General features: G+C 67.5%; 13 protein-coding genes. 9 read left to right on the top strand and 4 right to left on the bottom strand.

The window, feature by feature from the left end; all coding sequences use genetic code 11:
- The first annotated feature begins 47 nt into the window (after positions 1-47).
- Positions 48-863 carry a hypothetical protein gene (locus ABZ942_RS08995; protein WP_357380144.1) on the top strand — a complete coding sequence of 272 codons (816 nt, stop codon included), beginning with the start codon at positions 48-50 and terminating at the stop codon, positions 861-863.
- Here ABZ942_RS08995 and ABZ942_RS08990 read toward each other — a convergent pair.
- Positions 860-2320: a CCA tRNA nucleotidyltransferase gene (locus tag ABZ942_RS08990; RefSeq protein ID WP_357380143.1), complete on the bottom strand. Its 1461-nt coding sequence runs from the start codon at positions 2318-2320 to the stop codon at positions 860-862. The two genes, ABZ942_RS08995 and ABZ942_RS08990, sit on opposite strands and share 4 nt — an antisense overlap.
- A 99-nt stretch (positions 2321-2419) precedes the next feature.
- Here ABZ942_RS08990 and ABZ942_RS08985 point away from each other — a divergent pair, with 99 nt between their 5' ends.
- The 8 genes from ABZ942_RS08985 (at position 2420) to ABZ942_RS08950 (ending at position 15026) form a co-directional block, all read left to right on the top strand.
- Positions 2420-2956 carry an NUDIX hydrolase gene (locus ABZ942_RS08985; RefSeq protein WP_107659875.1) on the top strand — a complete coding sequence of 179 codons (537 nt, stop codon included), beginning with the start codon at positions 2420-2422 and terminating at the stop codon, positions 2954-2956.
- Positions 2953-5604: a hypothetical protein gene (locus ABZ942_RS08980; protein ID WP_357380142.1), complete on the top strand. Its 2652-nt coding sequence runs from the start codon at positions 2953-2955 to the stop codon at positions 5602-5604. Before ABZ942_RS08985 ends, ABZ942_RS08980 begins: the two co-directional genes overlap by 4 nt.
- Before the next feature lie 222 nt (positions 5605-5826).
- On the top strand, positions 5827-10236 hold the full coding sequence (locus ABZ942_RS08975; protein ID WP_357380141.1) for a lipid II flippase MurJ: 4410 nt from the start codon (positions 5827-5829) through the stop codon (positions 10234-10236).
- Positions 10237-10621: 385 nt separating this feature from the next.
- Entirely contained in the window at positions 10622-11182 is a 561-nt protein-coding gene (gene sigM / locus ABZ942_RS08970) for an RNA polymerase sigma factor SigM (protein WP_357380379.1), read from the top strand.
- Positions 11183-11284: 102 nt separating this feature from the next.
- Positions 11285-12076, top strand: coding sequence for a hypothetical protein (locus ABZ942_RS08965; RefSeq protein WP_357380140.1), 792 nt, complete (start codon positions 11285-11287; stop codon positions 12074-12076).
- A gap of 153 nt (positions 12077-12229) precedes the next feature.
- Positions 12230-13216 (top strand): thioredoxin-disulfide reductase, encoded by a 987-nt coding sequence (gene trxB, locus ABZ942_RS08960; RefSeq protein ID WP_357380139.1) that lies wholly within the window; start codon positions 12230-12232, stop codon positions 13214-13216.
- An 88-nt stretch (positions 13217-13304) separates the two neighbouring features.
- Positions 13305-13643, top strand: a complete 339-nt coding sequence (gene trxA / locus ABZ942_RS08955; RefSeq protein ID WP_150400455.1) for a thioredoxin — start codon at positions 13305-13307, stop codon at positions 13641-13643.
- A 189-nt stretch (positions 13644-13832) separates the two neighbouring features.
- Positions 13833-15026 (top strand): N-acetylmuramoyl-L-alanine amidase, encoded by a 1194-nt coding sequence (locus ABZ942_RS08950; protein ID WP_357380138.1) that lies wholly within the window; start codon positions 13833-13835, stop codon positions 15024-15026.
- Positions 15027-15179: 153 nt separating this feature from the next.
- Here the strand turns inward: ABZ942_RS08950 and ABZ942_RS08945 are convergent, their stop codons facing one another.
- The 3 genes from ABZ942_RS08945 to ABZ942_RS08935 all read right to left on the bottom strand — a co-directional run bounded on the left by ABZ942_RS08945 (position 15180) and on the right by ABZ942_RS08935 (position 18336).
- Positions 15180-15911 (bottom strand): GNAT family N-acetyltransferase, encoded by a 732-nt coding sequence (locus ABZ942_RS08945; RefSeq protein WP_357380378.1) that lies wholly within the window; start codon positions 15909-15911, stop codon positions 15180-15182.
- Positions 15912-16205: 294 nt separating this feature from the next.
- Positions 16206-17255, bottom strand: a complete 1050-nt coding sequence (locus tag ABZ942_RS08940) for a ParB/RepB/Spo0J family partition protein (protein WP_357380137.1) — start codon at positions 17253-17255, stop codon at positions 16206-16208.
- Positions 17256-17325: 70 nt separating this feature from the next.
- Positions 17326-18336 carry a ParA family protein gene (locus ABZ942_RS08935; protein ID WP_357380136.1) on the bottom strand — a complete coding sequence of 337 codons (1011 nt, stop codon included), beginning with the start codon at positions 18334-18336 and terminating at the stop codon, positions 17326-17328.
- Positions 18337-21770: the final 3434 nt, after the last annotated feature.

Below are 21770 nucleotides of genomic sequence, written 5' to 3'. Positions count from 1 at the left end.
CAGCACGATGGTCCCGTTCCGCGTCGGCAAGTACGCTCGGAGCAATCATGGCCACGTATTTCGATCCGAAGTCCTGGTCGCCGCTACGGGCCGTCGATCTCGGCAAGCGCCTGTTCGAGCAATCCTGGCTGGAGCAGTGGATCAGCGTCACCACCTCCTGGGTGGACGCGGGCGCCGACCTCGGTGCGGGCACCGTCACGGCGCTGATGCCGGATGCCCTGATGACCGTGCTCAGCGAGGGCATTCTCAGCCGGTTCGGCGGACAGGAGGTCAGCGCCACCCTGCTCGGCCACGACCTGCACGCCACCCTGCAGGTGTTGAAGGTCCGCCGCCGCGGCGCGCACTTCCAGACCAAGACCGTGCTGTCCCGGCTGCGCTGGGACGACCACCCGATCGAGGTCGTGACCGTGATCGCGCACGGCGTCCGGCTGATCCCCGGCGTGCCGACGAAGGTGCGAGCCGCGCAGCTCGACCTCGACGGCACCGTCACCACGGCCGCGCTGGTCGGCTGGATCAACAGCCAGCCGCTGGACTGGGTGCTGGATATAGATGACAGCGGACTGATCCGGGCCAAGCACCGCCGCCGACGGCTGACCGCGCTGGTGGACGCCTCGGTGACGGACAACCGGGTCACCGTCGACCTGCATCGCGCCACCTGGCTCGGCCTGCGGATGCCGCGCCGGATGATCGGCACCCCGGCGCTGCTGCTGGAACAGCTACCGAATCAGGCGCGCATCGTGCACGCCACCCGCGAGGACGACCTGGTCCGGTTCCGGATCGAGCTGCCGGAGATCACCGGCTCGTTCGACCTGGCCCAGATCCGCTCCGCCATCGTCACCGGAACGACGCTGATCGTCTTCTAGCCCTGGGCTTTCCACCACTCCTGCAAGGCCGACTCCGCCTCGTCGCGGGTCATCGGGCCGCGATCCAGCCGCAATTCCTTGAGGTGGCGCCACGCCTTGCCGACCTCGGGTCCCGGTGGCAGGCCCAGCAATTCCATGATCGCGTTGCCGTCCAGGTCCGGGCGGACCTTGGCCAGATCCTCCTGCTCCTGCAGGGTCGCGATCCGCGACTCCAGATCGTCATAGGTGCCCCGCAACGCGGCGGCCCGGCGCTTGTTGCGGGTGGTGCAGTCGGCGCGGACCAGTTTGTGCAGGCGGGGGAGCAGCTCGTCGGCGTCGGTGACGTAGCGGCGCACCGCGGAATCGGTCCACTGGCCCTTGCCGTAACCGTGGAAACGCAAGTGCAGGAACACCAGTCGGGCCACGTCCTCGGTGAACTGCTTCGGGTACTTCAGCGCCCGCATCCGCTTGCGCACCATCTTCGCACCGACCACCTCGTGGTGGTGGAAGCTGACGCCGCCGCCCGGCTCGTTGCGTTTGGTGTCCGGCTTGCCGATGTCGTGCAGCAGCGCGGCCCAGCGCAACACCAGGTCCGGGTCACCCTCCTCCAGGTCGATGGCCTGCTGCAGCACGGTGAGCGAATGCCAGTAGACGTCCTTGTGCTGGTGATGCTCGTCGATCTCCAGCTTCATCGCGGGCACCTCGGGCAGCACCCGCTGGGCCAGCCCGGTCTCGCACATGATGTTGATGCCATCGATCGGGTGCGCACCGCCGATCAGCTTGTCCAGCTCCACCCGGACCCGTTCGGCGGTGATCCGATCGATCTGATCGGCCATCGCGGTGATCGCCGCGTGCACCCGCGGATGCAGCTCGAAACCGAGCTGAGAGACGAAACGGGCGGCGCGCAGCATCCGCAGCGGGTCGTCGTTGAACGAATCCTCCGGCGCCGCAGGCGTATCCAGCATGCCGGCGAGCAGCGCGTCCATCCCGCCGAGCGGGTCGACGAATTCCAGCGAACCGTCCGCGCCGATCCGCACCGCCATCGCATTGACGGTGAAGTCGCGACGCACCAGGTCGTCGTCGAGATTGTCGCCGAAGGTGACCTCGGGATTGCGCGAGACCCGGTCGTAGTTGTCGCTGCGGAAGGTGGTGATCTCCAGCTGCTGGCCGCGCTTGGACCCGCTGACCGTGCCGAACGCCAAACCGCCGGTGTCCCACAGATGATCGGCCCAGCCGCGTAACAGCTCCTGCACCTGCTCGGGTCGCGCGTCAGTGGTGAAGTCCAGATCGGTGCCGAGCCGCCCGAGCACCGCGTCGCGCACGCTGCCGCCGACCAGGTACAGCTCATAGCCCCGCGCCGCGAACATCTCGCCGAGCGGTTCCAGTACATCCGACAGCCTGCCAAGCGTCACCGCCGCGGCAGCCAGCAATCGGGTACGTCTATCCAGCTCTGCGTCCTCGGACTCGGTCGAAACCACGAATCAGCAGCTTACCGAGCCCTGGCAACCGAGATTCCAGCGCAGTGTCGGATGCGCGGGGCGTGCGTCAGCGCAAATCCAACACAGTAGGATTGCTTGGTGTCTCCGGCCGATCGTGCGAACAGTCGACGCCGCCAGCCTCGGCGCCGCGGTTCGGCCGCCAACGCGGCGAAACCGCGCATGCGCACGGTCCGGGAAACCTCAGCTGGTGGGCTTGTCGTCGACGGCCTGGACGGTCCGCGGGAAAAGCGCAGCGCAGCACTGATCGGGCGGACGGACCGGCGCGGGCGGTTGCTGTGGTCGCTGCCGAAGGGGCACATCGAAGAGGGGGAGACCTCCGAGCAAACCGCGATCCGTGAGGTGGCCGAGGAGACCGGCATCAACGGGGTGGTGGTCGCCGAACTGGGCAGCATCGACTACTGGTTCGTCACCGATGGGCGGCGGGTACACAAAACCGTGCATCATTATCTACTGCGTTCCACCGGCGGCGAACTGTCCGACGCCGACGTGGAGGTCACTCAAGTGGCGTGGGTGCCGTTGAGCGAGTTGAATTCTCGACTGGCGTACGCGGACGAACGCCGGTTGGCCGAGGTGGCGAACAAGCTGATCGACCGGATGGAGACCGGCAAGCGATGACCCAGACTTTTCGGCATCGCGCAGCGATTCCGTTGGGGGTGGTGGCCGGGCGACGGGTGGGCCTGTCGGGTGGGCTGCTCCGGATCATCGTGGCGGTCCTGATCGCCCTGGGTTCGGCGACGACGCTGGTGTCGCCCGCAGCGCAGGCGCAGCCCACCGGGACCGGGACCGCGTCGGGGCCGAAATTCCTGAAGCTGTCCCTGGATTCGGTGACCCCGACCGCGGTCACCACGACCAGCGATCCCACGCTCACCGTGTCGGGCTCGATCATGAACATCGGCGATCGGATGGTGAAGGACGTCACCGTCCGTGTGCAGCGCGCGGCCGTAGTCGCGGCACCGCGCGACCTGCGCGCGACGTTGCAGCAGGACCAGGTCAATTACGAGGTGAACGGCGACTTCGAGGACGTGGCGCCGCAGCTCGACAAGGGCGAGCGCACCAAATTCACCGTGACCATCCCGCTGCGCCCCGGCGAGAGCACCACCAAACGCTCGCTGAACATCAGCGAACCGGGTGTGTACCCGCTGCTGTTGAACGTGAACGGCAAACCGGACTACGGCAATCAGGCCCGGCTCGACGACGCCAGGTTCCTGCTGCCGGTGCTCGGCGTGCCGCCCGCGTCGAAGGGCGCCGACGCGCCCGACGCGAGTCAGGCGGTGACCGCGCCGACCGACGCGCCGGTGGCGACGACGATGCTGTGGCCGCTGGCCGACCGGCCGCGCGTGGTCGCCGGCATCCCCGGATCGGCGGACCGGAAGGTCGAACTCACCGACGACGAACTGGCCGCCTCGCTCGCCAAGGGTGGCCGCCTCGATCAGTTGCTCGGCGCGTTGGAGACCGTGTTCGACACCACGCCGACCCGCGACCGCGCCCTGGCCAGCGCGGTATGCCTCGCGATCGATCCCGATCTGCTGGTCACCGTGCAGGCGATGACCAAGGGTTATCGGGTGCTGGCCAGCCCGTCGGATCCGGAAGGCGCGACGCGGCCGGGTACCGGTGCGGCCCAGGCGCAGACGTGGCTGGACCGGCTGCGTGCCCTCGCCGGGACGATGTGCACCGTGGCACTGCCGTTCGCGCAGGTCGACCTCGACGCGCTGGCCGCGGTGAACGATCCAGACCTCTCGGCCAGGGCGATGAACGCGCCCGCCGAAATCATCGACTCGATTCTGGCCACCAAGCCGGTGCGCGGCGTGAGCCTGCCGGATTCCGGCAGCATCGACAGCGGTGCGGGAATCCTGTTGCGCAGCCACGGTTTCAGCACGGCCGTGCTCGCCGACTCCGCCGTCACGCCGGAGGGCACGGCGGGTACGTCGGAGGCGGCGGCGCCGACCACCAGCCGCGGCGACAGCAAGAACCAGCCGACCTCGAACCAGACCACGATGAGCCAGACCTCGGATGTGGCGAACCCGGACGTGGTTCGACTGCCCGCGATCACCGCGCCCGTGCCGCCACCTGCCGCGCCGCCCGCCAATCCGGCTGCGCCGAACGGGAATCCGACGGCGACTCCGGCCGTCGATCCGGCGCTGCACGTCGCGTCGTTCGACATCTGGTCCGCCACCGCGCTCGCCGCGCTCGGCTCGAACCCGCCGACGCCCTCGTTCACTCCTGCCAAAGTCCGCTACGAAGTCACCAACGACTCCCGCGTCGCCCGGTTGCAGGACGCGCTCGGCGCGATCTCCTGGTCCGCGCTGAATCCGCAACCGAATCAGCCGCGTTCCCTGCTGCTCGTCCCGCCGCAGCAGTGGAGTGCGAGCAAAGACGAGGGCACCAGCCTGCTGCGGCAGATCGAACTGCTGGTGCGCAGCAACCTCGCGACGCCGCGTCCGTTCCAGGATCTGGTGCAACAACCCCCGGACCCGCAGCCATACGAGCTCGACTATCTGCCGCAGGCCGCGGCCGACGCGGTGCCGGACCGGTTCATCGCGCCGGTGGCCGAGCAGGGCCGCCGGATCAGTGAGCTGATGCGCGCGCTGGTCGAGGTGCCGGACGCCGATCCGACGCCGGGCCAGTTCCTCGACCCGCTGCGCGACGACCTGATCCGGATGCTGAGCCTGTCCGATCGGCGGACCGGCGACGCCACGCAGGCCGATACCTTCGCCCAGCGCCGGACCGATCAGACCACCAAGGCGTTGGACAGCATCTACCACTCGGTGACCGTGCTGCCGCCCGGCGGTGTGTACACCCTCGCATCCGAGCAGAGCCCGTTGCTGCTGGTCGCGCGGAACAATCTGCCGGTGTCCATCCGGATCAAGTTCCGCATCGAGGCGCCGCACGAGGCGAAGATCACCGACCTGGGCGAGCAGCAGCTGCCGCCGAAGGGGACACGCTCGTTCCAAATCCCGACCGAGGTGAGCGACAGCCGTAACCTGGTAATTCCGATCTCCCTTACCACACCGGACGGCATTCCGCTGGGGAATGCCACCTCGGTTTCGGTGCGCTCGAACGCCTATGGTCAAACCCTGGCAATAATTACCGCATGTGCCGGAGTTCTGCTGTTCCTGTTGGCCGGGCGCCGCTTGTGGCGCCGGTTCCGCGGCCAGCCGGACCCGGCCGACGAAGGTTTCGATCCGAGCACCCGGCGTCGGGTCAATCGGTACCGGCGGGCCAAGAACCGGGTAATACAGCAGGAGCAGCAGGAGGCACAGTGAGCGACGGTGAGCTAGCGCCGTCAGTTGTGTCACCGGCCGCGTCTACCGGATTTGGACGTCCGACAAACCACAGTGGCAGAGTGGAGGACAATCGCGGAAGGCTCGCGCCGGCGCAGGGGCGGTGTGAGTAATGGGCAGTACCAGGAGGAACGGTGAGCGATTCAGCGGTGACGCCGCTCGCCGAGCCGACCGGGATGCACTGCCGCGCCGGGCGCAGGAGGCATGATGAGCGACGATGACTCATCGGCGCATCGGCCTCGATCCGATCGGCGGGACGGGCCACCGGCTCGTCGAGCGCCGGTTGCGCCGTGGGAACGGCTACCGCCGCAGGCGGAGGCCGAGGACCCGGACATGAACGCCGGCCCCTACGAAACGCCCCCACCCCGAGTGCCGCACATCAGCAGACCCTCGGCACCGCCACAGCCGTGGCCGGGCCAGCGGATGCCGCCCGGGCCACCCCAACGGCCACCGGGCCCGCCGCAACGGCCCGCACCCGCTCCGCACCCCGGACAGCGGCAATATCCGGCGCCGCCGCCCGCGCAGCCGCGCCCGCTGCCACCCGTCCAGCGACCAGGGCCGCCGCCCGGCCAGTCCGGCGCGATGCCGGCCAGCCCACCGCGTCCGGCACCCGGTCAGTCCGGGCCGATGCCGACCAGCGCCCCGCACCCGGCGCCCGCGCGCCCCGCACCCGGTCAGTCGGGCCCGATCCCGACCAGCGCACCACGTCCCGGACCGCCGCCATCGGGCCCGATTCCTGTTGCGCCGCAGTCCAGCCGGATGCCACCGCCGCGCTACGCCCCGCCGCAAGCGCGGCCGGAGCCGTACCCACCGCCGCATCGCCGCGCCCCCGCAGCGGTCGCCGAGCCTGCCGAGGTCGGCCATCGGCCGCGGACGCATGAGTTCCCCGCCGCCACGAGGACGGCCGACAAACCGAACTCCAGCGCCAGGCTGCTGAGCGACTCCGGCTCGATGGCGGTCGTGACCCTGATCAGCCGGGTCACCGGCTTCGGTAAACAGCTGCTGCTACTGACTGTGCTCGGCCCGGCCATCGCGTCGGCGTTCACCGTGGCCAGCCAGATCCCGAACATGATCGCCGAGCTGGTGCTCGGCGCGGTGCTCACCGCGATCGTGGTGCCGACCCTGGTGCGCGCGGAACAGGAGGACCCCGACCACGGGGTGGCCTTCGTCCGACGACTCGTCACGGCGGCGTTCGTGGTGCTGGCCACCGCCGCGCTGCTGGCCACGGCCGCCGCGCCGCTGCTGACCACCTATGTGTTCTTGTCGGATGACGGCAAGGTCAATACCGGGCTGACCACCGCCCTGGCCTTCCTGTTGTTGCCCGCGATCCTCTTCTACGGCATGTCCGCCCTGCTGACGGCCATCCTCAATACTCGGCAGCAGTTCAAGCCCGGTGTCTGGGCACCGGTGCTGAACAACCTGGTCGTGCTGAGCGTGCTCGGTCTCTATGTCTTGATGCCGGGCGAGATCAGCCTGAATCCGGTGCGGATGGGCGAGCCGAAACTGCTGGTACTGGGCGTCGGCGTGACGCTCGGCGTGGTGGTGCAGGCGGTGAGCCTGGTGCCTGCGATTCGGCGCGAGCACATCGATCTGCGTCCGCTGTGGGGTGTCGACGCGCGGCTCAAGCAGTTCGGCGGCATGGGTGCGGCCATCATCCTGTACGTCCTGATCAGCCAGGCGGGGTTCGTCTTCGCCACCCGTATCTCCTCGCATGCCGATGCCGCGGGGCCGGCGATCTACAACAACGCGTGGTTGCTGCTGCAGCTGCCGTACGGCGTCCTCGGCGTCACGGTGCTCACCGCGATCATGCCGAGGCTGAGCCGCAACGCCGCCGCCGACGACACCCCCGCGGTGGTCGACGACCTCTCCGCCGCCACCCGACTGACCATGATCGCCTTGCTGCCGGTGGTCACCTTCCTGACCTTGGCCGGACCGCAGGTCGGGCAGGCGCTCTATGGCTACGGCAACTTCGGCAGTGGCGACGCCGCCCGGCTCGGCCTCGCGGTCAGCTGGTCGGCCTTCTCGCTGATTCCCTACGCGCTGGTGCTGATTCATCTGCGCGTGTTCTACGCCAGGGAACAGGCCTGGATCCCGACCTGGATCATCCTCGGCATCACCGCCGCCAAGATCACCTTCTCGGCGATCGCGCCGATGGTCACCGATGCCGAGCACGTGGTGATCGCGCTGGGCGTGGCGAACGGTCTCGGGTTCGCGGTCGGCGCCGTGGTCGGTGGCTTCCTGCTGCACCGCAGTCTCGGCGATCTGCGGATGTCGAACGTGAGCCGGACGATCACCCGGGTCCTGTTCGCCTCGGTGGCCGGCGGCGCCGTGATGTGGATCGTGGACCGCGTGCTCGGGCTCGAGCGCCTGACCGCCTCGTTCGGCGGTCCCGGCTCGCTCATCCGGGTCGCGATCACCGCGATCGTCATGTTCTCGGTCGCCTTCGGCCTGATGCGCCTGGCCGGTGTCCCGGAGGTCGTCGCGATCACCGTCGCCATCTCTCGGCGCCTCGGTTGGACCCCGCCCGCACCCGATCTGGACCTCGACGGTCCGGTCGACGACTACGCGACTCAGGTATTGCGCAGGCCGGATCCGTATCTGGCATACCCTGGGTACGACCCGTACATGGACGCTCAGACCATGGTCTTGCCCGTGATCCGAGCCGATGCCGTTGACATCACCGGCATGGGCGAGTTCCCGTACCCTGTTCGGCAGAGAAGCACAAGTGGCGAAATCGCCGGAACCTCGACATACCAGGGCGAAGGAGGACCGAGGGTGAGCGACGACGCGGTGGGCGGCGCCCCGGCCGCTGATTCTTCCGGCACCACGGCAGGCGGGCTTTCGACAGACGCACCGCCTCCCGGTGGCGAGCCGTCGGATCCCGCGTACGCGAACCGCGAGACCGGCACCGGTCCATCGGATCACGATGCGGCTGCGCCGGAGCATGATGCGGCCTCACCGGGGCCGCACGATCGTCAGAGTCAGATACCGGACCGCGATCCGATGTACGACACCGGGATGATCCCGATCGGGTCGCCGGAGATGCCACCGCTCGGTGGCGAGAACCTCGGCTCGCGGCGCACGCCACGCGGTCCGAAGCTGATTCCCGGCGCATCGGTGGCCGGCGGCCGGTACCGGCTGCTCGCCGGGCACGGCGGGGCTCGCGGTCTCAAGTTCTGGCAGGCCCTCGACATCAAGCTCGACCGCGAGGTCGCGTTGACCTTCGTCGACGCCGACCAGAAGTCGAGCGAGAACTCCGGCCACGACGGCCCGCAGGCGATTCTGTCCCGCACGCTGCGGCTCGGCCGGATCAACTCACCCGGCCTGGCCCGGGTCCTCGACGTGGTGCGCGGCAGCTCCGGCGGCATCGTGGTGGCCGAGTGGACCCCTGGTCGCTCGCTGCGCGAGATGGCCGAGACGGTGCCGTCGCCGATCGGCGCCGCGCGGGCCATCCGCGCGCTGGCCTCGGCCGCCGAACTGGCCCATCGCGGCGGCGGATCGCTGTCCATCGACCACCCGGACCGGGTGCGGATCAGCGCCACCGGCGACGCGGTACTCGCCTTCCCCGGCACCCTGGCCGATTCGGACGCGCAGTCCGATGTACGCGGTCTCGGTGCGATGCTCTACGCCCTGATCACCGCCCGCTGGCCGATTCGCTCCGGTGGTGTCACCGGCACCGCCGCGACCGTCGGCGGGTTGCGGCTCGCCGATTTCGGCCCGGACGGCACCCCGGTGGAACCGCGCCAGATAAGACCCGAGGTGCCCTTCGAGATCTCGGCGGTCGCGGTGCGGTCGCTGGAGTCGAACAAGGGCGTGCGCACCGCCGCGACCGTGCAGCACGTGCTCGAGCAGGCGTCGGTGGTGGATCAGAAGACCGATTTCATTCCGGTGCTCCGGCTCGGCCAGCGGCCGCCGTCGGCCCCCGACGAGTCGCTCGCCGACCCGGAATTGCTTGCGGCCGAACGCGAGAGATCCCAGCGGATGATGTGGATCATGGTCGGCCTGGGCATCCTGGCCGCGCTGGTGGTCGGCATCGTGATCTGGTGGATGGTCAGCGTGTTCGCACCGGGCGCTTCGGACGCGCCGCTGAACGAGCAGCGCAATATCGGTCTCACCACGAACAACAATCCACCGGCTACACCAGCGGCTGCCGGCCCGACCACTGCCGCGGGTGGGGTACCGATTCCGGTGACCGGAGTGTCGGTGTTCTCGCCGGAGGGCACCCCGGACGGCGTCGGCAACGTCAACGCGGTGCTGGATCAGAATCCGGCCACCCTGTGGCGCACGGATCAGTACTTCCAGCAGTTCCCGGCGCTCAAGAAGGGCGTCGGGCTGCTATCGACGTTACCCAGCCCGGCCAAGTTGACGAACGTCTCGATCAACTCGCCGAGCCCGGGAACCTCGGTGGAGATCCGCACCTCGCCGACCGCGCAACCGACCTTGGATCAGACCCAGCTGATCGGCACCGCCAAGCTGGGCGACGGGGTCACCGACATTCCGGTACGCACCGATCAAGCCGCCCGCTACGTGCTCGTCTGGATCACCGGACTGGGCAACTCCGGCGGCCAGTTCCAGACCTCGATCGCAGATATCCGTTTCGACGCCGCGCCTTAGTACGTGTTTCACTGATTGCCACGCCTCAACGCGTGATTTCGCGAGTACAGGGGTAACTCGCCGGGGACGGGCTGACCCGACCCATTCACCTGCCGCAAGCCGCCAAATCTGCCGCTGCGCGCTCGAGTCCGGCCTGAATCCTCGGAGCGGCGGACAAGCTTGCTGCTCAATCGCGAGGGACGATATGATCTGCTCGCGCTCTCAGCACAGGGGAGCTTCCCGGGTTCTGGTTTTTCGATCCTGGATGCTGCGAAATTTCGGTGATGGTCGTCCATGTCCGTTGCCACCGTGAGCGCTGTCCAAGGGGTTGGCATTGTCGTCGGAACTGAACGAGGAAGTCCGCGGGGGGACATCGCGGCCTGCCGCGTACCGCGAGCGTTCGTTCGTGGGCGAGGACTACACCGATATCGAGCTGCTGCAGGCGCATGTGCGCGGCCAGCGGCACGCCTTCGCCGAGCTGCTGCGCAGGCACAACGATCATCTGTGGCAGACCGCCATGCGCACCTCCTACACCCGCGAGGACGCGGCCGATTCGCTGCAGGACGCGCTGCTCTCGGCCCATCGCACGGCCGCGACGTTCCGCGCCGAGGCCGAGGTGCGCAGCTGGCTGCACGCGATCGTGGTGAACGCGTGCCTGGACCGGATCCGGCGCAACAAGATCCGCAAGGCCGTCTCGCTCACCCCGGAGACGATGCCGGAACCCCGCGATGAGCGGGACGCGGTGGCCGAACTGGAGATGTCGCTGGTGGTCGATCACGCGCTGTTCTCGCTACCTCCGGATCAGCGGACCGCGCTCGTTGCCATTGATCTCGAGGGGTATAGCGTGGCCGAAGCCGCCGCTATGCTCGGAGTCCCGGAGGGGACGATCAAGAGCCGCTGTGCCCGCGGGAGGCAACGTCTGCAAGAACGATTGGAATTTCTGCGCGATCCGGGGAACCGGAGGTAGTTGAGATGCGTCATTAATAGTGACGGACCCGTAGACGATGTCCCTATAGTCCCCGTCCCCGAGGCGATCCCCGCGATGTCAGATGAGAACACTGGAGGTGCGATGGCAACCCGGTCGATGCCACAACCTCCGTTCTCGCCCGAGCTGCTCGCCGACCTGCACGCGGACAACGTGACGCCCGAGCTACGGGAACAACTGTGGCCCGCGGTCCGGCAAGACGGTGACGCGCTGCGCTTCGTGCACGCCCTGGACGACGTGACCACCGAACTGCGCGCGCTGGGCCATAGCGACCGGATCATCCACGCGATGCCCGACGATATCGCCGCTCGGCTCGAACAGTTCGTCGATGGTTTCGACCTGAACGAGGAACCCACCGAGGCGGGCGCGACCATCTACCAGCTGCCGCGCTCGGCAGCGTCCGAAAACACCGAAGCCACAGTGGTTTCCACGCCGCCCGCCGCGCCGATCTCGCTCGACGAGCGCCGTCGCAACCGGCTGCGCTGGTTCACCGCCGCGGCCGCCGCGGTGGCGGTCGTCGCCTGCGCCTCGATCGCGCTCACCGTGGTGCGCGGCAACGACGGCACCCCGTCGGCCCAACCGACCTCGAACAGCGTCCCACTCGGCGACGACCTCAACGCACCCGCGCTGCTCAGCGCGCTCGGCCGCAACGATGCCACCGGCCTGCTCGGCAATCCGGCCGCCAGGGAACGCTGCGTGCACGCCAACGGACTCGACCGCACCATCCTCGGCTCGAACAACTTCCGCTACCAGGGCCAGGACGCGGTGCTGATCCTGCTCACCGGCCCGCGCACGCCGAAGATCACCGCACTCGTCGTCGGAACCGGTTGCAGCACAGACGATCCGCAACGTCTCACCGTGCAAGACATCGGTTGAGTGACCCACGTAACAACCGCGCTCGCTGCCGCCTGAACGCCTATGTCACCGCACTGAGCCGAACCTCACGTGGGACCGGGTCGGCCCAGGAACAATAGCCATTACCCTGTTGTTGACCGAGACGTCCATTGATTTCTCCCCCGGAAGGGCCTCATGAGTGCGCCAGTTCGCGACCTGATCATCGTCGGCTCCGGACCTGCCGGCTACACGGCTGCCGTGTACGCGGCCAGGGCCGAGCTCCAGCCGCTGGTGTTCGAAGGCACCCAGTTCGGCGGCGCCCTGATGACCACCACCGAGGTGGAGAACTTCCCCGGCTTCCGCGAGGGCATCATGGGCCCGGACCTGATGGAGGAGATGCGGGAGCAGGCCAAGCGCTTCGGGGCCGACATCCGCACCGAGGACGTCGACGCCCTCGACCTCAGCGGGCCGATCAAGACGGTCACCGTCGGTGACGAGACCTACCAGGCCTACGCGGTGATCCTGGCCATGGGCTCGGCCGCCCGCTACCTCAACGTGCCCGGTGAGCAGGAACTGCTCGGCCGCGGCGTGAGCGCCTGTGCCACCTGCGACGGCTTCTTCTTCAAGAACCAGGACATCGTGGTGGTCGGCGGCGGCGACTCCGCGATGGAGGAGGCCACCTTCCTCACCAAGTTCGCCGCCAGCGTCACCATCGTGCACCGGCGCGAGGAGTTCCGGGCCTCGCGCATCATGCTGGAGCGGGCCAAGGCCAACGAGAAGATCAAGTTCCGGCTCAACGCCGAGGTCGCCGAGGTCAAGGGCGACAGCAGCGTGACGAGCCTGGTGCTGCGCGACACCCGCACGGGGGAGACCTCGGAGCTGGCCGCGACCGGGCTGTTCGTCGCGATCGGCCACGATCCGCGCAGCGAGCTGGTCCGCGACCAGGTCGAGCTGGACGACGAGGGCTACGTGCAGGTGGTGCATCCGTCCACCGCGACCAAGGCGGCCGGCGTATTCGCCGCGGGCGACCTGGTGGATCACACCTACCGCCAGGCGATCACGGCGGCGGGCACCGGCTGCCGCGCGGCCATCGACGCGGAGCGCTGGCTGGCCGAACAGGGCGACATCAGCTCGAACACCCTCGATCACGCGGGCCACACGGTCGCCGTGCCCGCCAACTGACCTCGCTCTTCCCCTCCACCCGCGCTGCGGGCGGAGGGCTTGGGGCCCGCACTGATCCGTGAGCCCGCCATTCAGCAAGGAGAATCCCATGTCCGACAGCGCCACCAAGAACACGATCACCGTCACCGACGCGACCTTCGCCGACGCCGTACTGCTCAGCGAGAAGCCCGTCCTCGTCGATTTCTGGGCCACCTGGTGCGGCCCGTGCAAGATGGTCGCCCCGGTGCTGGAGGAGATCGCGGGCACCCATGCGGACAAGCTGACCGTCGCGAAAGTGGACGTCGACGCCAATCCCGGCACCGCCCGCGATTACAAGATCCTCTCGCTGCCCACTATGATGCTGTTCCGCGGCGGTAAGCCGGTGAAACAGATCGTCGGCGCGAAGGGCAAAGCCGCCCTTTTGCGCGAACTCGACGGCGAAATCTGACACCTGTCGCGCAGATGCCATAGGCGCCAAAGGCCGTCGAGAACGATCGACGCGCCGTAGGATGCCTGGACCCGGGAATGCCGAATTCCCGTCCGGGTCTGAGACAATCGACCGACACCGGTCGTGCGCAGGGTGTATCCCATCGCATGAGTGGGTACCCGGATTGACGGAAGGAAAGGGCTCTCACGCATGCACCGACTTCGTCACGGCGATAGCGGTCCAGCCGTAGCAGAGGTTCGGAGCACCCTGGCAAGTCTCGGGTTCTTACACGCACACGTCGATACCGAGCACGCCGACGCGCGCGAGTACTGGAAAGACACCGAGGCCTCCTTCGACCACCGGCTCGACTCGGCGGTCCGCGCGTTCCAGCAACATCGCGGGCTGCTCGTCGACGGTGTGGTCGGCCCGGCCACCTACCGAGCGCTGAAAGAGGCGTCTTACCGCCTCGGTGCGCGCACGCTGATCTATCAGCTCTCCGCGCCGCTGTACGGCGACGACGTCGCGACGCTGCAGCGCAAGCTGCAGGACCTCGGCTTCTACGTGCATCGGGTCGACGGCTACTTCGGCCCGCACACGCACGAGGGACTCTCCTCCTTCCAGCGCGAGATCGGGCTGGCCGCCGACGGTATCTGTGGACCGGACACGCTCCGCTCGCTCGACCTGCTCGGCGCTCGCGTCACCGGCGGCAATCCGCATCGGATCGCCGAGGAAGAAGTGGTGCATCGGGCCGGGCCGCAGCTCACCGGCAAGCGCATCGTCATCGACCCTGGCCTGGGTGGACCCGACAAGGGACACCCGGTGCCGACTGAATTCGGCGAGGTGTACGAGTCGGAAATCCTGTGGGACTTGGCAAGTCGGCTCGAAGGCCGGATGGCGGCCACCGGCATGGAGACCTTCCTGTCGCGCCCGTGGGGCCGCAACCGGACCGACGCCGAGCGCGCCGACACCTCGAACACCTTCGATGCCGATCTGATGATCTCGCTGCGCTGCGCGACCAATCCGAGCCCGCTCGCCAACGGCGTCGCAGGCTTCTACTTCGGCAACTCACACGGCTCGGCGTCGATGATCGGCCAGGTGCTGGCCGGCTTCATCCAGCGCGAGGTCGTTGCGCGCACGTCGCTGCAGGACTGCCGGACGCACGCCAGGACCTGGGATCTGTTGCGGCTCACCAAGATGCCGACCGTCCAGATCGATATCGGCTATCTGACAAACGAATACGACGCCGCCGTGCTCACCAATCCGCGCATGCGCGACGTGATCGCCGAGGCCATCCTGATCTCGGTCAAGCGGCTGTACCTGCTCGGGCAGGATGATCAGCCAACGGGCACATACACTTTCGCGGAACTGCTGGCGGAGGAACTTGCCGCCGCGGACCGCATGTAGAGCTGGGTCACGTCTACCCACTGTGGCACCTGATTTCGTGAGCACATGGGTAACTCGTCGGGTACGCCCAAGGCCAGTCACCTGCACGACCGCGTGCCGCCAACGTCATTGTTGGCGGCACCCAAGTCTGGCCTGAAGACGCGGAGAGGCGGGCTAGCCTCCGACGCGGGCCGGGGGAGTCATTGCCGCAGCCGCAAGTAGCTGGTCGAGCGCGCGCTCCACGTCTTCCTTCCACCCGTGATCGGAGTCGAGTTCCAGGCGCAGTCGCGGGAACCGGTGGTGTGGCGCGATCACCTTGAAACCGACCTCTTCCAGGAAGTCGGCCTCGATCATGCAGGTCTCCGGCGAGCACTCGGTCATCGCACCGGGTGCGTTCGCCCCGGAACTCTTGATCGGCGAGATGATCCGCTCCATCAGCGTCATCGAGCCGAAGCGTTCCGACAGCGCCTGCGACGGCGGATCGGACCGGATGCCGAACGCTTCCAGCGCGCGCACGCCGCGACGCACCAGATCAGCCACCACGGCCTGCATCAGCTGGTGGGCAACCTCGTTGTCCTGGTACGGGAATTCGGCCTGCAGCGTGGTCAGCAGGACCGCGTCCGGGCTCACCGGTGAGGTGGGGAAGAGGGTGGCGCGCGGCACCGCGCTCGGCGGCGAATACAGGGCACACCCCGCGACGTTGCCGTCGACGTTCGCCACCTGTCCGCAGGAGCCCCACTCCAGCAGCACCGTGGAGAGCCATGCCTCCTTTTCGAAGACCGGATCGCTGAAGCCGCGGGAGTCCTCGGCGACGGCCGGATCCATCTCCCAGAACACGCAGCGCCGGGAGTGCGCGGGGAGCTTGTCGAGCCCGCCGAGGGTAAGTGCTGTGACGCTGGTCGACACTGCTCTGCTCAGCCTCCAGCTGTCCGATTCGTCCACGCTCATGTCCGCGCCTCGCTCGCGCTCGGCCCGAGCCTGCGCGAGGCACACTGACGCACGGTTCGCACTCTCACACCGCATCACTATGTTCTTGCCAGCAAGAATAAGCGATCAACAGAACCCGCCTCATTCCACGTCGCTGTGCTGTTGGTTAAGAGCTTGTGTTGGTCCGTCCGGGGAGATCGTGCGGTCCGCTGACTCACGGAATCGCGCGCCGTCACAGTGACGTTTCGGCTCCCGGGGTCGTACCTGTCGCTTTCACAAGTCTTTTTCTGTCACTTCCGTCACAAGCTGAGGGTTCTGGCCCATCAGGCTGGCAATGCGCTCGAGATCCTCGAGCGAGCCGAACTCGACGACGATCTTGCCCTTGCGCTTGCCCATACTCACCATGACCCGCGTATCGAACGAGTCGGCCAGCCGCTCCGCGAATCGCTGCATGCCCGCGGCGATCAGCGGCTTGTGCTTCGGCTCCGGCGGCACGGTCGGATCCGCCACCGGCTCCGGGGTCGCTTCCTGGTTTGCCAGGATGACGGCTTCCTCGGTGCTGCGAACGGATAGTCCTTCCGCCACAACGCGCTTGGCTAGTTCTTCTTGCGCGTCCACTCCGGCGTTCAGTCCGAGCAGCGCTCGCGCGTGTCCGGCTGAAAGCACACCCGCCGCCACGCGACGCTGCACCGAGATCGGCAGCTTCAGCAACCGGATCATGTTGGTGACCGCAGACCGCGAACGACCGATGCGGTCGGCAAGCACCTCGTGGGTGACGCCGAACTCTTCCAGCAGCTGCTGATAAGCCGCCGCCTCTTCCAACGGGTTGAGCTGCACCCGGTGGATGTTCTCCAGCAGGGCATCGCGCAGCATCGACTCGTCGGCGGTCTCCCGGACGATCGCGGGGATCGCGGCCAGACCAGCGACCTGCGAAGCGCGCCAACGGCGTTCGCCCATCACGAGCTGATACTTGTCCACGCCCGGCTCGACCCGACGCACCACGATCGGCTGCATCAGACCGAATTCCTTGATCGAGTGCACCAGCTCGTCCAGTGCCTCGGCCTCGAAAACCTGACGCGGCTGCTTCGGGTTCGGCTCGATCTGGTCCGGCGGAATCTCGCGGTAGACCGCGCCGCCGGCGGAGAGGTCGTCGTCGGCCGGGTCGGGGACCCGATGCAGGTAGGCCGACGCGGGCTGCGGCCCGATCGGATCCAGACCGATGACGCTGGCCGCTTGACTGCTGAGCCCCGGCGCAGTCGCCGGTCCCGTCGGGATCAGCGCGGCAAGACCGCGCCCTAGCCCACCCTTCTTCGCCTGACTCATCGGTCTACAGACCCCTTCCTCGTTCCGCCACCAAACCGGGTCTTGCCGACCCGGCGCTCATCCAGCCAGATCACTCCGCGGCTTCGGCGGCGGCATGCGCCAACGCCGTCGCCCTGGCCGCCATTTCACGCCCGGCATCGAGGTAGCTCATCGCGCCTCGGGAACCTGGATCGTAATCGAGCACCGTCATGCCATAGCCCGGCGCCTCGGACACCTTCACACTGCGCGGAATCACCGACCGCAGCACCACGTCACCGAAGTGCCCGCGAACCTCTTCGGCGACCTGGTCGGCCAGCTTGGTCCGGCCGTCGTACATCGTGAGGATCACCGTCGACACGTGCAGGTCCGGATTCAGGTGCGCCTGCACCAGACCGATGTTGCGGAGCAGCTGCCCGACACCCTCCAGCGCGTAATACTCGCACTGGATCGGGATCAGCACCTCCTTGGCCGCGACCATCGCGTTGACGGTCAGCAGGCCGAGCGACGGCGGGCAGTCGATCATCACGTAGTCGATGTCGTAACCGGCGATATTGGCCTCCTGGATGGCGGCCTTGAGCCGACCCTCCCTGGCCACCATGGACACCAGTTCGATCTCCGCGCCAGCCAGGTCGATGGTCGCCGGGATGCACAGCAGCCGCTCGTTGTGCGGGCTCTGCTGGATCGCGTCCTTGACCGACACCTCGCCGATGAGCAGTTCGTAGCTGGACGGAACACCCGAGTGGTGCTCGATGCCGAGGGCGGTGCTGGCATTGCCCTGCGGGTCCAGATCGATCACGAGGACCGTCATCCCCTGATGCGCCAGAGCGGCCGCGAGATTAACCGCGGTGGTCGTCTTGCCGACGCCGCCCTTCTGATTGGCGATGGTGATGATGCGCTGCTCGTGCGGTTTCTGCACTGTCACCTTTCCTGGATGGAGAATCTGGCTGGCGCGTTGTGCTTCGGCCGCGATCGGGGTCTCGCTGGGGGAGATGTTCCCGAACGGTGTGCTTCCGAATGTCTCCGTGTCGAAATTGCTGGAGTCCAGCATTCCCGGCACGCGCGACGTAGTTTCCCGTGAAACATTCGCCGGACCGCTCGACATAGACAGCTCCTAACCCGAGAACTTCAGATCACGTGCTTCCGACGAGCGTCGGCGCCGTGTCATCAAACAGCTGGTGTCGGTACGAACATGATGCTCAACCGGGTTCGCGGCGCCCGATCGACCGAGCGGAGCACTCGTCGCGACACCAATTCCTCCGTGGCACCTACGCTCACGCCCGACGCCCACTAGCTTGCCAGCACCGAGCGCGATAAGAAAGCTGAATCGCGGCAATGCACACACGACACGCGAAACTGTGCCGATTCCACCCCCGATCCCCGATGTTTCACATGAAACACCGCGTCCGGCAACAGGGTTACGAGTCATCCCAAGCGGATTCACGCCTGCGGACCCTGGCATGCCGACCCGAAACCAGCGCACTCCGCTGACCATCGGCGAGCGTGATAGCTCCGCCGCAACGCGATCGGATGAGTGCCTGCCGATCGGCGAAGGGGGCCCTGCAAGTTCCGCGGGAGCGTGCCCAGCCCATAGGTGCGAACCCGCAACAGAACCAGAGCTGCGAACTCCTCAGGACACGATCACGACGAGTCGGGCTCGGCCTTACCCGCCTCACTCACGCGCAGACCCCGGTGCCCATACACGCAAGCGCGCCGAGCCGTGCCTCGGGGCTCGCCCGCTCAGCCGGTCCGACTTCCGTCACGCGAACCGAGACTCGATCTCCGAGTGCCCCCGTCCGGCGAACACAACAGGCCCGCACCGCCTCCGATGTTTCATGTGAAACCACCCGACACGAGCCCCTCCAAGAGTCGCTCGCCCGGCGCTGTCCCCGCACCAGGGAGTTCCGATTGTGGTGGAAGAAGACCGAGCCCATGAATCGACCGACAGCTTCGCTGCTTTGGGAGCCGTGCGGGGGAGTGTTCGATCGTGTCCGATCGACGGAAACTCACGAGTCGTGGTGAATCGGTGCCGGGTGGTTGCGTGCGAACCGTTGCGCCCCCGGTGCGTCCAACGTCAGCGGGGCTAAGTCGTACGCCCCCACCTCGGTCGGGCTCACGCGCGTGATCGTCCCGAGGCGCCTTGACGACCGTTCGCTGAGTTCGGGGCCGCTGCGTGAGACCGACTAGTCAAGGGCTTGGTAGCCGCACCCGAGCACGGCCAGGCGAGCGCCGCGCGGGCGAACTACATCGCAAACCCACAGGTGCACGAGCCGGCCACACGGATGGATCGCCACGGGATCAGACCGACGTACACCCATGAGGCGACGTGCGATCGAGACGGGATTCAACTTGCTTCAACCGGCCTCGCCGCACGTACGAACCGTCGCACCCGGCCCGTCCGACACCAGACGGCGCTGAGTCCTACAGCGGTTCGCCGCCTCAGTCGGCCGCACGGTGCCTGGTCCTCTCAACGCGCCCTCGGTGCCCCTTCGCTGAGTTGGGGCGCTGTTAAGAGCGACTAGCCGCCGCTCGGTGGCCACATCCGAGCGCGGCCAGGCGAGCACCGATCGGGCGGAGCAACATCGTGCGTCCTCCAGATGCACGAGGCGGACCACGCGGGCGGACCGTCGCGCCCCGGGATGCGTCCAATGTCAGGCGGCGTTGAGTCGTATTCCGGTCGCCGCTTCAGTCGACCTCGACGTGGGTGCCCCGCAAACCGGCACCCTGCGATCGTTCGCTGACTTCGGGCGAATTGCATGGAGGGCGTCCCCGCCAATCGGCGGAGCAGCATCGTCAATCCCACAAGGCACACAACCTGGCCGCGCGGGTGGCCGCGATGGAATCAGACCGACGTACACCCATAACGCAACGCGCGATCGTGCTCGGATTCGGCTATCTCAACCGGCCTCGCCGTACAGACAACAGCCAACACATCCCGCGGCCGGGGACAGTCCGACACAATCCGAAGAGTCACTCGCCCGTCGCAGAAACGCGGAGAGTTGGTTTCCCGTGAAACCGGGCGAGCTCGCCACCGACCAACCCGCTCCTGGTCTGGGAAGCAAAAGGAACAAACGGGGGCGAGTATGCCCGATCGACAGAGGCTTGCGACTCCGCTGAGTGTACGAGAGCTGGTCTGTGTGTACGGACCGCCCACGCAACCGATCGCCGCTCGCCCCCTGTGCTTACGCGCGGGGATCGGTTGCGCCAGAGCGTGCCCATCGACGGGAACCTCATGGGGGCGTACAACAGTCCCGCGTAAACCACAGGACAGCCCAGAGCCAGGGTCGGGTCCGCCTCGGTCGGCCTGCTGGTAAGCGACGCGACCTTGGTGCCTGGTGCGCAGGTTGGTTGAGCACTGCGGGGAACGAACCAGACAAGCGTGGGCCGATCAGCCGAGACTTACGACTACACAACCGAAACTCGGACAAGCCACAGGGCAACGCGCACAGTTCGGATCGACGCAGCGACCGCAGTCGACCGGAACCGCGCGAAGTGCGCAATCGACGCCGCCGCACGTCCGTTCGCAGACTTGATCCACGCTGCGCGGGAACGGGCCAGACAAGCGCGGGGCCGATCGACAGAGACTCACGAGCGCGCGGCCGAACCCCGCACATGCCACAGGGGCAGCACAAAATTCGGATCGACTCAACGTCCTTCAGGACCGCAAGGCGACTGCAATCCACGCCTCCTCGCAACCGTTCGCCAGACTCGGTGCGGACAGGCGGGAACGAACCGGGGAAGCACGCGGCTGATCGATAGCGACCACAAGTGCGCTGCCTCGACCCGCGCACGCTACAGGGCAGCACACAGTTCAGATCGGTTCGGCCGCCGCAGTCGGTCGACCGAGCGCCCGGCCCGCAATTGACGCAGCCTCTCAGGACTGCTCGGGAGGAGTCGCGTCGATTGGCGGGAACCTCACGAAGGGGAGCACGCGGCCGATCCGCATACGCGATGGATCGTCGCGGAGCCAGAATCGGGTTTGACTCCTCGGTCTGCCCGGCCATGCGTGGCCACAATCGACGCAGTCTCCGCGATCGCTCTGGAGCTTGATGAACGCGCCGAGCGGGAACTGCCGGGGGGAGAGCACGCCGATCAACGGACGCCTCGCAAGTTCTAGATGTGTGCGATCCAGCCCGACGTGCAGACCTGGCAAGGACAACCCCGAACCGTGAGCGCACTGAGGCGACGCGCTGAGCTCGGGCACCGGACCCTGTCGTCCTCAACCGGTTTTGTACGTGCCGGCCTTTGGCCACACCATGCGTCGTGTCTCGCCCCCGGCGAGCACCACGAGGCATCATCGCCTCCCGATGTTTCATGTGAAACCGCCCGACACGAAACCCAGGGGGCGTCGCCCATCCACCCTTGCAGCAGGGAGATTCGGCTCCCCGTCCAACAGTGCGGGCTGGGGCGATAACTGACGCATCCCGATGCAGCCAGCCTGTGACGATCGCCCACCGGCTTGGTGACCGCCAAGCAGGGCGTGTCGGGGAGCGCCTACTTGCCGACGGACACCTCGCGAGTCCTACCGGCACGCAGTCC

Source organism: Nocardia sp. NPDC046473 (genome assembly GCF_040645995.1).
Classification (GTDB): domain Bacteria; phylum Actinomycetota; class Actinomycetes; order Mycobacteriales; family Mycobacteriaceae; genus Nocardia.
The sequence above is the reverse complement of the archived record's forward strand: the minus strand, read 5'-3'. Positions and strand labels throughout refer to the sequence as shown.

What these genes read in the sequence shown, in the direction of transcription:
- ABZ942_RS08935 (WP_357380136.1), bottom strand. Translation starts at nt 18,336, where the DNA reads ATGTCGAGCGGTCCGGCGAATGTTTCACGGGAAACTACGTCGCGCGTG.
- ABZ942_RS08980 (WP_357380142.1), top strand. Translation starts at nt 2,953, where the DNA reads ATGACCCAGACTTTTCGGCATCGCGCAGCGATTCCGTTGGGGGTGGTG.
- trxA (WP_150400455.1), top strand. Translation starts at nt 13,305, where the DNA reads ATGTCCGACAGCGCCACCAAGAACACGATCACCGTCACCGACGCGACC.
- trxB (WP_357380139.1), top strand. Translation starts at nt 12,230, where the DNA reads ATGAGTGCGCCAGTTCGCGACCTGATCATCGTCGGCTCCGGACCTGCC.
- ABZ942_RS08940 (WP_357380137.1), bottom strand. Translation starts at nt 17,255, where the DNA reads ATGAGTCAGGCGAAGAAGGGTGGGCTAGGGCGCGGTCTTGCCGCGCTG.
- ABZ942_RS08965 (WP_357380140.1), top strand. Translation starts at nt 11,285, where the DNA reads ATGGCAACCCGGTCGATGCCACAACCTCCGTTCTCGCCCGAGCTGCTC.
- ABZ942_RS08950 (WP_357380138.1), top strand. Translation starts at nt 13,833, where the DNA reads ATGCACCGACTTCGTCACGGCGATAGCGGTCCAGCCGTAGCAGAGGTT.
- ABZ942_RS08995 (WP_357380144.1), top strand. Translation starts at nt 48, where the DNA reads ATGGCCACGTATTTCGATCCGAAGTCCTGGTCGCCGCTACGGGCCGTC.
- ABZ942_RS08975 (WP_357380141.1), top strand. Translation starts at nt 5,827, where the DNA reads ATGATGAGCGACGATGACTCATCGGCGCATCGGCCTCGATCCGATCGG.